General features: G+C 33.6%; 7 protein-coding genes. All 7 read right to left on the reverse strand.

Features of this window, described 5'->3' with window-relative positions; translation table 11 throughout:
* Positions 1-300 precede the first annotated feature (300 nt).
* Positions 301-1539 carry a hypothetical protein gene (locus tag Q4Q35_RS00785; protein ID WP_303276010.1) on the reverse strand — a complete coding sequence of 413 codons (1239 nt, stop codon included), beginning with the start codon at positions 1537-1539 and terminating at the stop codon, positions 301-303.
* 332 nt (positions 1540-1871) lie between these two features.
* The gene (locus Q4Q35_RS00790) at positions 1872-2630 is read right to left on the reverse strand and encodes a T9SS type A sorting domain-containing protein (protein ID WP_303276011.1); all 759 of its coding nucleotides are present in this window, start codon (positions 2628-2630) and stop codon (positions 1872-1874) included.
* A 55-nt stretch (positions 2631-2685) separates the two neighbouring features.
* Complete coding sequence (locus Q4Q35_RS00795; RefSeq protein WP_303276012.1) at positions 2686-3873, reverse strand: hypothetical protein; 1188 nt, start codon at positions 3871-3873, stop codon at positions 2686-2688.
* 101 nt (positions 3874-3974) lie between these two features.
* Complete coding sequence (locus tag Q4Q35_RS00800; RefSeq protein WP_303276013.1) at positions 3975-5804, reverse strand: RagB/SusD family nutrient uptake outer membrane protein; 1830 nt, start codon at positions 5802-5804, stop codon at positions 3975-3977.
* A 34-nt stretch (positions 5805-5838) separates the two neighbouring features.
* A complete protein-coding gene (locus Q4Q35_RS00805) occupies positions 5839-8937 on the reverse strand; it encodes a SusC/RagA family TonB-linked outer membrane protein (RefSeq protein WP_303276014.1) in 3099 nt (1032 codons plus the stop codon).
* A 134-nt stretch (positions 8938-9071) separates the two neighbouring features.
* Complete coding sequence (locus tag Q4Q35_RS00810; protein ID WP_303276015.1) at positions 9072-10880, reverse strand: alpha-L-fucosidase; 1809 nt, start codon at positions 10878-10880, stop codon at positions 9072-9074.
* Positions 10881-11535: 655 nt separating this feature from the next.
* Positions 11536-12498 (reverse strand): ThuA domain-containing protein, encoded by a 963-nt coding sequence (locus Q4Q35_RS00815; protein ID WP_303276016.1) that lies wholly within the window; start codon positions 12496-12498, stop codon positions 11536-11538.
* Between the last annotated feature and the right edge of the window lie 102 nt (positions 12499-12600).

Below are 12600 nucleotides of genomic sequence, written 5' to 3' on the forward strand. Positions count from 1 at the left end.
TAGAGGTATTTCGCTGGTTTCATTTTGACCTAAAAAGGTCAAAAACCGAAATTCTGTATTTAGATTCCCGTTTTCACGGGAATGACAATTTCAACGGAAACCCCGAGGCAGAGCCTCGAGGAATTCTTTTCGATTAAATTCTAATAATGAACTCATCTTGGCTATTTGTACTTAATAAAAATCTCGACTTTTCATTTGCCAAATGAATAGGAGTTTATAAGACATACTTAAATAATAAAGCGCATAAGATAACTTATGCGCTTTATTAATGATAAATTTATTAGCTGCTTAAATAAGCTTCTAATTATTAGAGATTAGAGGTCGTATATGATCTGTTCTTGTACCTGATATAGATTCGTTGGCTTGAAGCGTTGAATAAATGGTTTCTAATTCAGATCCTGAAGGAATTTCAGAAGGTTTATAAATTCTAGGTGCAGGGATTTCGCTAGATAACGTAGTTAATAAGCTACTCATATCTGCACTTAAGCCACTTCTTGGAACGATATACATTGTTTGTTCTACTAATGAATATGCAGGTAGGTTACCATTTGCTAAAATTGCAGGAAAAACACCTATGCCAGTATCCCACTCTAATGTGTTTAAAACGTATGATGCATTAGTATTACTAGAGATCACATTATTTGTACCGTACACAATTCCTACTGCATCTTTACCTGTTCTATTCTGATTATTAAAAACTACTGCGTAGCCGTTGGTATTGGATACACTTAAAAAAGGATATGTTGGTATGTTTTGATTTCGTAAATACCACCAACTAGGAGTACCTTGACTATCCATTCCTAAAGCTAGACCTGTAAAGACATCATCATCTCCTTTCATTGGTGTCCAACCTTCAAAGTACAAATCATTCCACTGATTTACGACACCATTAAGTTTGGGTTGTCCTACAGATACGACACGATACACCTTTAAAAAACCACGACTATCATAAGAATAATGGGTTAGAGCTGTATGATTTCCAGTCATAACAGATTGATTATCTAATTTCCATTGTAAATCAGCTTTTCCATAAACATCAAGCTGATTATTAGCTGTATTTATTTCTACGTCTAAAGTTTGGTGTAATTGGTTTGTAAAAGTCCCACCTTGCGTAACATTAAATCGCTGTTCAAAACTAGGGCCAGTGTAGTTCAAATTTCTTATTAAGTCTAAACTCCAAATAGTCCATTGAACAACTCGATCTGTTTGTTCATTATTGAAACTTGGAGAAAGCAAAGCTTTAAAAGATTCTGTTCTATCTCTCATTTCTGAAATAACCCCAGTTGTACCAATTCGAAAATCGTATGTAGCAACTCCATTATCGAATAGAACAAACCAAATATCATTTTGATATAAATTTATTGAACCAGTCCAAGTATTAGCTGTTAGAGCACTATTTTTTGCTGTTATTTGCGTTGTTATTTCCTCTTCACTCGTGTTAATTTCTGGATTTTCTGTTATTTCGTTTTCAGAGCTACATCCAATATGAAAAAAACAAATGCTACAGAATAGTAAATGGAAAATTATTTTATTATTCATTTTATACGTTTTTAATTTTATGGTTATTTGTACTTTTTTCAAGATTCAGTTATACCAATTATTATTTAAAATGAGCTATAAATAATTTGAATTATATGGGTTGTTTTTAGTGATAATTGGTATTATAGCTAAATCAAAATAAATCGTCATTAATTAGATTTACTTCTTTCGAAAGACCTGCTAGGTTTTTAAAACCTGGCAGGTCTAATATAAAATTCCGCCTATGTCAAATTATGATGATTTAGCTATATATACTAAAGTCTTGTAAAGCTGGAGATAAAAAATAAACTTTAGAGGTGTTAAAAACTATTTTTAACTGGTGTACAACAAGTTTATTTTATTATTAATTTACTAGTAACTAGCTTATTATCATTTTTAACCGATACAATGTACATGCCCGATTTTAAGTTATGTTCAATTGAATGCAAAGTATTAGATAAATCTTCTTCTTTATAAACTAGCTTACCTGTTAAATCGTAAATGTTTATTGCTGCATTACTACTTAATGTGCTAAGGTCAACATTAATTTTTTCTGTTGCTGGATTAGGATATACCTTAAAAGTTTCTTGTGCTAAATCGTCAGTTCCAAGTGAACCGTCTGAAATCAATACAATGTTATCGTAGTACACCGTTCCATTTTGCATAATAATATGCATTTCTTTATAATCGTAAACAGGTATTGCTGATATGTCATAGTCTAATTTTATCCAAGTATTAACATTTGCCGCTCCAACACCCAATGTAACTGCAAAATTTGGAGTACCACCTATAGATTCAGCAAAAGTTACAGTTATAAACCTATCTACAGGAGAATAAACCATAAGACTTATGGTTTTAATATCAGATTTAATAACACCAGCATCATCGTCTAAACGAAAACCTGGCCAGTCGGCAGAACTTACAAGTTCTACCGACTGTGAACTTGTATTAATACCTGATGAAGATGGGTTTGCCACAGCAGTAGTTGTACCAGAATATACAAACCAATCTGCGAGTGAACCATCTTCAAAATCATAAGTTACTGTTTGTGCAATCACACCACAAAAAGCGGTCAATAAATAAATAGTTAGTAAAGATAATTTTGTTTTCATAATTTAAGTATTTTGTGTTTTGTTAATAATATTTTTAGAAGTGTGCCATATTACTCTATGGCACTAATTCACTGAGATTATCTGTTGCTGTTCCTGATAGCAATCTATTTGCCATTAGCGTTGCATAAATGGTTTCTAACTCAGATCCTGAAGGAATTTCACTAGGAGTATAAATTTTAGGTGCCGGTATTTCGTTAACCATTTCATCTAATTCAGTTTTCATTTCTTCGGTTAAACCTTGACGAGGCACAATATAAAGTGTTTGTTCAATAAGAGAATGAGCTGGTATAACAGACTCTGATTTTATGGCTGGCAAAATCCCTATACCTGTATCCCAAGGTAATAAGTTAAGCACATGTTTTGCTGTACCAGATGTTTCTACATCACCTTTTCCGTAAACAACACCTATGGCATCTTTAGTTCTATATTTTGAAGTATTGTATGCAATCGCATAACCCTCGGTTGTAGATGCTTCTAGAAATTGGTAAGCAGGTATTCCTGAAATCCATTGATACCATAAATCTGGAACACCAGAGCTATTTAATGATAACGCGAGACCATCAAATACACTAGAATTACCTAACATAGGTGTCCATCCTTCAAAGTAAAAATCGGACCATTGTTGTACTACATCATTTAATTTAGGCTCAGCAACTGATACCGCTCTATATATTTTTATAGATCCATTTGTTTGAATGGTATATCTTGTTAATGCAGCATGTGTTCCTGTCATAGCATTTTGGTTCTCTACCTGCCATTGTAGTTTTGGATTGCTATATACATCTATCTGATTTTTCTCTGCATTTATAGTTACCGAAATCGTCTCCGAGTATTGGTTGATACCTGTACCTCCTTGAGTTACGTTATAACGTTGCTTAGTTAATGCTTCTAAATCTTCAGTGTTTTTTATATCACCATTTATGCTCCATAGAGTCCATTGTATTACACGATCTGTTTGTTCTCCATTATAAGATGGAGATAGTAAACTTTTAGACGACTCTGTAAGATCTCTAATTTCTGACACAACTCCGCCAGTTCCAATTCTAAAATCATAATATGGTTCTCCATTCCCGTTTAAAACGAGCCATAAATCGGAACCATCTGAAGTTACTGTTCCTGTCCATGTTACTGGTTCATTTGGGTCTATAGCTTCTTCTACAGAATCATCAGAATTACCTCCGCAGCTAGTAAACAAGATTAAGCATAGTATTAAATATGCATGTAGGTTTTTTGTTTTTTTCATAATTTAGGTTTTATAAATATTTGGTTTTTATAACATCGATATTATTTGTAAATAGAAACAGAGTGTATCAAAAAATAGATACACTCTGTTTTCAATTTATATTAGTTATAACCTGGATTTTCGATTAAATTTGAATTCGCACCAGTTCGAGATAATGATATAGGGAAATAATACATTCTATCGTAAAAATTAGGCGCATTAGCAGTGCCATCATAATTATTTATTACCGATACCTTATACTTACGAGTTGTATAATCTAAAACATATTTAAGTCCAGAAAATGATCTTGTTAATTCTGTAGTAGCTATTCTCCAACGGCGTAAATCCCAATAGCGATGGCCTTCAAAAGCTAATTCTACTCTACGTTCATGACGAACTTGATCCAAAGTCACAGATCCTAAGGTAGCAATACCTGCTCTGGTTCTTATTTGATTTACGGCTGTTAAAGCATCACCTGCATTGCCAATTTCCATAGCTGCTTCTGCATAATTCAATAAAGTTTCCCCAAAACGGAACACTTGATAATCTGTTCCTGAATTTGACCAGGTTGCACCAATATCTACATCTTCATCTAGATATTTCATGACTCCAAATCCAGTACCAAACCCAATCCAAAACCATTGATCTCCCCATGCAGAAACACCGTTATAAGCTTCATTTTGATTATTAAGAATTGTACCGTCTGGCTGAATTAACCCACTATGAAAATCTACAATACCACCTCGCCACGGCGTTTCCATTGTCCATAGAGTTGCAAAAAAACGAGGATCTTTATTTCCCCACAATTCATCCATGCTCCATAATTTACTCTCAAGGAAAGCTCTATCTAACGTACCACTAGTTCCGTCTTTATATTCAAATGCTTCGGCCATTTCAAGGTACGGAGTGTTACCCATTCCTATATTCCAAGCATGTGGTTTAGGACGTTGCACAAAATCATACCCCCAAGTAGCACCTCCTCCTCCTAAAGCATCAACATAATTATGGTGTTTTGCAAAAATTACTTCACTATGATTTTTTGTAACAAAAATATTTCTAAAATTCATTGCCTTATCTGTTCCTTCATCTAATAAAGCATAGCCGCCATTTTGTATAATATCTTTTGCGGCATCATAAGATGTTTGAAAATAGGTGTCTGGACTAGCAGAAATACCAACAAGACCATTTAATTGTACAGTACCATATTTTGCAATACTACCTGCATACAAAGCTGCTCTTGATTTTAAATGCTGTACTGTCCATTTACAAGGTCTACCAAAATTTTTAGCTTCCCCTAATGCATCAGCAATGTCTGTACATTCTGAAATGATAAAATCATAAATTTCCTGTTCCTTATTTCTAGCTGGGTATAGCTCTTCTTCTGAATCATCAAGGTTTTGTACATTAGTAATAAGTGGTACACCTCCATATCTTTTTACCATTTGAAAATAATTAAAAGCTCTTAGAAAACGAGCTTCTGCTATTTTTGTGTCGGCTAATTCACTATCAATTGGCGACTCTGGAAGTCTTTCAATAAGCATATTTAAATTTCTAATGATATAATATGCATTTTCCCACCAAGGCAACGGATTTGAATTAACATCCATTCTACCTGCTTTATTTCCTACGCCATTTCCAGTAATATCCCATCCTCCTTTACCTTCATCGGCAAAGTTATTAATCACTAAAGGGCCATAACTTTGTTCTGAATTTACTAAATCCCAATCATCAGATATAGGAGATCCAACACCCCATTCTGCTATATATGAACTGGATTCGTTAACCATAACCGATGTTAAACTATATTGGTTTGTAAGAAATGCTTCAATTAATGTAGGGTCATTCCAAACCGTAGCATCTGTTATAAGATCTAGTGGTTCCTTTTCTAAAACATCTTGACACGATGTAATCACTAAGAAAAGTAACAATATTATGTGTGTGCTTTTTTTCATTTCCTTATATTTTTATTATTATTTTATATATTTTTTACAATGACAAATTCATCCCCAAACTTATTGTACGCTGTTGCGGATAAACTTTCAGAGAACCGGATAGAACTTCTGGATCTACGCCATAATCACTTAATGAGCTAATAGTAAAAAGGTTGGTTCCTGCTGCATATATTCTTAAATTAACAATACCCAACTTATCTAGTGTTGATTGAGGAAATTGATATGATAATGATGCTGTTTTTAAACGAATATAAGATGTGTCTTTCAATCTATAATCTGAAGTAAAGCCATTAGAACTCGCACCTCCAAGCCTAGCAACCAATGCATTAGGATCATTGTTTTCTTCTGTCCAACGTAAATTATACATCACTTCATTTTGATACTGAGTAACGTTAACATTAGTACTATATCCAAAAGCACCTTGAAATAATGTTGTTAGTGTAAAATTCTTATACTGAAATAGTGTATTAAGACCATAGCTCCAGTGTGGAAATGCCCCTTTTCCTATCTCTGTTTGGTCTTTCCAATTAAGTACACCATCGTTGTTCAAATCTTTATATTTAACATCTCCAGGCATAAGTGTGCTATTTCCTCCTAATGCTTCATAGGTAAAATCGAGAGCATTTATTTCGTCAATTGAAGTAAATAATCCATCAGACACATATCCCATTACACGATCTGTCCATTCTCCCGATTGCTTAAAAAGTCTTTCTTGGTCTGGATCATCATATTCTGGTTCTTCATAATAATTCCATCTTGAACGCGACCAAGATATATTACCACTTATATCGTATGAGAAATCGCCAGAACCGCCTTTAGTTCCAATAGATATATCAAAACCACGATCATTTAGACTATTAAGATTTTCTGGAGGCAATGAAGAACCAAAAGTTGAAGGCAACGAAGTAATTCGGGTAGCTGGAATACCTGTTCTTTCACGATAAAATGATTCAATTGATCCATATATTTTTTGCTTATTAAATGAATAATCAATACCCGTATTGTAAATAGTCATTTTTTCCCAAGTCAAAAAAGGATTAGCTAGACCCGTTACGTATAATCCTGGTAATTGACCTTCATCAAATAGTACCGAACCTAAAGTTGAGTAACCAGATAGGTATTGAAAATTCCCCACAGCATCATTTCCAGATTGGCCGTAACTGGTTCTGAGCTTTAAATTATCAATAGCACCTACATTTTTCATAAATCTTTCCCTATTGATTACCCAACCTAAAGATACACTAGGGAAATAGCCCCATCTATTATCAGTAGGAAACTTTGCAGAAGCATCAGCTCTAAAAATAGTTTCTAAAAGATAACGGTTATCAAAACTATAATTCAATCTGCCGACATAACTCATACGTCCCATTTCACTTGCTGAACCATCATTACCCATTCCTGTTGTACTCCCTATAAATAACTGGTCTATTGAAGGTGTTAGCAAATCTGTACGAGAAGCAGTTAAATAGTTCGATTTATAATCGACCGACTCATAAAGAGCTAAAGCCGTAATTTCATGTTTATCTGCAAATTTTCTATTATAATTAAGAGAATATTGTTGAGTAAGTACACTGCTTCTATATACAGCTTCTGAAAGGTTACTTTGGTTAAATGATGCAGCTTCTGTATATTCTTCATTGGCTGGATTGTAAGTCCAAAAGACAATCGGTTTCTGGTATCTTTTGGTATAAACATCTGAAGTAACATAGTTAACATTTGCTTTTGCTTGCAATCCTTCAACCCATTTAAAATCATAAGTTAATGTTGTAATTCCTCGAAGGTTTTTATCATTACTACGATTATACCCCATTAAATCAATATTTGAAACAGTTGCAATACTTCCAACATCTATCCCACCCCATGGAACCCTAGTTGGGTCAGGTAAAGTAGCAGGGTACCAAGGTCTTGTTCTATAATAATCCTGCCAAAATGCTCCTTCATTATCCATTCCTCTAACTGGAAAGTTTTTATCTTTAACCGCTAAAGAAAGGTCTATCGATACTTTTAAATTTTCTGTAATATTAGCATCTACATTCGACTGAGCATTATAACGTTGGAAGTCACCTCCATTGGTCTTAACCATCGTTTCTTGCTTAACATATCCAAAATAACCAAAGTATTTTATGTTTTCGCTACCACCACGTACCGATAAATTGTGGTTTTGTTGTGGCGCCCAATCACGAAACGTATGTGCATACCAATCAGTATTTAAATAAGCAGAATCTCCCCCTTCATAAAATTTATCAATAGCTTCTTGTGTCCATGGAGCAGTTGCGGGGTCTCCCCCGCTTTGTATATGCTGCTCTCTTTCCATTTCTGCTATCTGACCAGAACTCGCAGGGTGTAAAATATTTGTTACTCCTTGCAAGGTATATGAGCTATTAAGTGTTATTATCGGCTTTTGATTTTTTCCTCGCTTAGTAGTAACTAATATGACACCATTTCCTGCACGTGCACCATAAATAGAAGCTGCCCCATCTTTTAAAATTGAAATTGAACCTATTTGATTTGGATCAAGACTGTTTAAATCTCCTTCAATTCCATCCACAATAACCAATGCGGCACCAAAACCACGAATTCTTAATGTTGCCTCATCACTACCTGGTAGTCCACTTGACTGTAAAGCTGTTAAACCTGGTAACTGCCCTACAAGTGCATTAGAAGCGCTAGTTATTGGTGCAATTGTTAGTTTTTCTGAACTTATACTTGCAACTGATCCTGTTAAATTTCCTTTTTTCTGGGTACCATACCCAACTACAACAACCTCATCTAATACTGATGTATCTTCTTCCATTAATGCATCAACTTTACTAGAACTACCAATTACTATAGATTTAGTTTTCATGCCCAAATAAGAAAAGACAATAGTCTCTCCCGTGGATGCATTTATTCGGTAGTTCCCATCAAAATCTGTTAATGCCCCACGATTTGTTCCTTTTACAATTACATTTACACCTGCCAGTGGAATTCCTGCTTCATTGGTAACAATACCAGTAATCTCTGTTTGTTCCAAAGCTTTGGTTGATACTTCAACTTTTACATCAATAAATGTGCTTTTATTGTTTATTTTATTTGCAAGAGTAGTTTTTACACTAAAAAGTGTTAGAAGTAAAAAAAATGTATATAATTTCATTTTTCTAAATTTAATAATCCTTATTTTCATATTTAAAAAGTTAGTTTAGTTTGTTGCTTAATTATCCATTAAAAATGGGCGTTTAAGGTTTTTATGTTATTAATTGTATCATAGATTTCAATTTTTATTCTTATTTAATTCATACTTCCTACAGGTGATAGTTTAATCGTTTTTAGACTAGCAGTTTTATTCGCTCCGTTTACAAAGGATACAGAGAGGGTATGTTTCCCTGGTTTATTAAAACTTAAATGCCCGATTTGGAAAAAATTATAAATGTGAGATGAGTTTTGTTCATTTTGAATTGTAGTACCTTCACTAGATTCAACACGCCAAACCATTCTACCTTCTCCAGCATAATTAAGATCAACTTGATAATAACCGGGTTCCTTAACATTTACTTCCCAAGTTACTTTGCTATCTAAATCCCAATTTTCTGCTTGTTGGATATGTTTCCATTCCCCAAATTTTTCCATCCATTTTTTTTCTAAAATTTCACAGTTTTTTGCTTCAGCCATATCCACAGGTATAACTGTTGAAAATACAGGATCAATACCAACCGTTTTATCTATTTTAGGTTCGCTATCTAATTCAACTTCAATTACTGAGATTAATTTTTCAGGTCTTTTTGCTGGAAGTTTAAAAGTAATCCAATCATTTTCTTTTGAAGTTTTAATTGGATGCTGTTCGCCATTTACAAAAAGATTAGCAGATACTATGTTATTGTTAAGACCAGGCAATGCTATTTCTCCATCTAAAGGCCATTGATAAATACATAAATTAAGCTTATTATCAGATACTGTGACATCACCCCATGGTAATGCATGACTCCAAGGAGATGGTTTTGCTTTATAAATAATTTGTGGGTATTTAGATATCCACTCACCAGATTCACGAAGAAACGTTATTGATTCGCTAGGTATACTGCCATCTGGCTTGGGGCCAATATTTAGCATATAGGTACCTCCCCTAGCCACTGTAGAAATAACATTTTTTAAAATTAACTTTGGACTCTTCCAATTCTCATCATACCATGCATATCCCCACGAATCATTAGTTACATCAACCGTTTCCCATAACCCGCCCACATTTTCAGTAGGTATATTCATGTCGCCCAAAGATAAATAATCTCCTAAGCCATGCCCTGCTCGTCCAGATATTAGGGCATTCGGTTGGTTCTTTCTTACCACCTCAACCAATTCTTCTACATATTTCTTCTCCATATCTCCTGGGGTATCAAACCATACAAGAGCTATATCTCCATACTCAGTCGTTATTTCCTTTACTTGTGGTAAACATTTATGCTTAAAATAATAATCAAACCCTACTTTTTCACCTTTGTCATTCATAGTAGGACCTCCATTACCTCCAGGAAACGTCCAATCTTGATTATGCGAATAATAAAAACCAAAACCAAGCCCCAATTCTTTACATGCCTTGGATAACTCTTTCATAGGGTCACGTGCAAATGGTGAGGCTTTAACAATATTGAAATCGTTGCTTTTAGAATCATACATAGCAAATCCATCATGGTGTTTACTGGTTACAACAATATATTTCATACCTGCATCTTTGGCTAACTGCGCTATTTCTTTTGCGTTAAAATTTACAGGGTTAAAGTTTTTTGCTTCTGCCATATATTCGTTAACCGGGATATTTGCCCGACTAGGACTCATTATCCATTCACTAATACCATAATATGTAGAATCTTTCCACTTATTAGCTATGTTTGAATAAATTCCCCAATGTATAAACATGGCGTAATTTCCATCATCAAACAAATCATTCCTTGGAGAATCTGATAGTGTTTTTATATCTTTTTGATTACCCCACATTTCGTCCATTTTTGGAGTATTTACTTTTATGACATCTTCCGTTTTCTTTTCATTGGAATTACAACTTAAAATGCAAATAGATAATATGATGATTAATAATGTTTTTTTCATTGAGGTAATTAATTAGATTATATTTTAAATTTGAATTGAATTTGATTTAACTTCTCTTCAAACTTATATAATCAATACTATTACGTCTTTCTCTATTCAATCGATTTGTTTTATGTTTTTATGGCAGAAATAAGCATATGTAAATTACTAACATACAGATAGTTAAATAAACTTGTTGCTTAAATCAATCAACGTGTTTGAATTTAATAAATGAAGCCTGTACGAAAAGTTTTAACATTAAATTAAGGGAATGTATGCTTTGATAGATATTAAGTAATCAACTTAAAACTATAAGCAGAATATGAAACAGCTTTTTACGATTAGTACATTTGTTTTGAGAAATCTAAAATTGACTATTGTAGGTAATTTAAAAGCGTAGTTTTTTATTTTAACGTGAAACTTGGATAAGAAAATTTGTGTCAGTTTGAGTGATTTTTGCAAAAAATCGTATTGAAAACCTGTCTGCCGACAGGCTGACAAGTAAATTTTCGACTAAAAAAAGCTTCTCGATACAAAATTCTTTCAGAATTTCACTCGAAGTGACTTCTGAACTCTTAAACAAGATTCACGTTATTTTATTGAACGGGTTTTAATATCTCTCCATCCCAATCAAAATTGTCTTTCACCATTAAAATTCCGTGAATCTGATAATCTTTTAATCTAAAATAGGTAGCCTTAAAGATGTGCTTTCACTAGTTGGAAAATCGGCATCCACATAGTTATCAACCACATGTCCACTTAACCATTGTAAAGCTCTTACCATAGATTGTTGAAATGCAGCACAACGCATACTTGGAGGCCAGTCTTGATTTTTCCACAAATGTCCATATGTAGAACAATACACTTTGCCTTTACCAAATTTAACAGTCCATTCCATAGGGAAGTTCAACTCTGTTTTTGCGTCTTTGGCATAAGATAAAACTTCTAGGTTTTTGACTGTGCCTCTTCCATAACGATAAACCTCAACATCGGCACCTCTCCATGTTTTTGGCATTCCTGTATGAATGGGATGACTCCCTATTCGGGTTATTAATGCATCTATACGCGCACCATGCCCTGTATTTTCGCCTTCTCCTTTTGAGATAATTTCTAGTTCTTCTTTATCATTAATTATTACTGCTTCTCCAAAGTCTTTATTTCTCCAACCTAAAGCGATCATTTTATTATATGCAGACCAGCCTTTAAAAGCATTAGTAGCACCATGATACATATAAACACCCCCTCCTTCATCCACGTATTTTTCAAAGGATTGTTTTACACGATTGGGCCATTGCAAACTATCTTCTTTAAAAATGTTATTACAAGTCTGTATGACAGCAGAATATGCATTGAAATTAGGGTGCCAATTTTCCCATTCCGTTTTGTTTCCGTTTTGATTTGGACACGTACTGACTGATACTTTAAACTTTCCTGTAGATTCGAGTATTTTTTGTAAATATTTAGTATTCAATTGCCAATGGTGATTACTAAAACCATCAATAATTAATACAGATATTTTTTCTGATTTAGTCGTATCAAGATTAGTCGACTCTTTTATTACTTGAGATTTTATAATTATAATATTGCAAAACAAGATTAAAACAGTGATTATAACTCTCTTAAAAGAACAACTATTCATATATCTTATTATTTATTATCTCCTACAAACCAAATAAAGCATTTAACACTAATTATTGGAATGCATGATGTGAATATAAGCAAAATGCACTCCAATAATAGA

The sequence above is a fragment of the Flavivirga aquimarina genome (assembly GCF_030540835.1).
GTDB classification, from domain to species: domain Bacteria; phylum Bacteroidota; class Bacteroidia; order Flavobacteriales; family Flavobacteriaceae; genus Flavivirga; species Flavivirga aquimarina.

Excerpts from the sequence above, each read along its gene's own strand:
- Q4Q35_RS00805 (WP_303276014.1), bottom strand. The coding sequence starts at position 8,937 with ATGAAATTATATACATTTTTTTTACTTCTAACACTTTTTAGTGTAAAA.
- Q4Q35_RS00800 (WP_303276013.1), bottom strand. The coding sequence starts at position 5,804 with ATGAAAAAAAGCACACACATAATATTGTTACTTTTCTTAGTGATTACA.
- Q4Q35_RS00815 (WP_303276016.1), bottom strand. The coding sequence starts at position 12,498 with ATGAATAGTTGTTCTTTTAAGAGAGTTATAATCACTGTTTTAATCTTG.
- Q4Q35_RS00785 (WP_303276010.1), bottom strand. The coding sequence starts at position 1,539 with ATGAATAATAAAATAATTTTCCATTTACTATTCTGTAGCATTTGTTTT.
- Q4Q35_RS00790 (WP_303276011.1), bottom strand. The coding sequence starts at position 2,630 with ATGAAAACAAAATTATCTTTACTAACTATTTATTTATTGACCGCTTTT.
- Q4Q35_RS00810 (WP_303276015.1), bottom strand. The coding sequence starts at position 10,880 with ATGAAAAAAACATTATTAATCATCATATTATCTATTTGCATTTTAAGT.
- Q4Q35_RS00795 (WP_303276012.1), bottom strand. The coding sequence starts at position 3,873 with ATGAAAAAAACAAAAAACCTACATGCATATTTAATACTATGCTTAATC.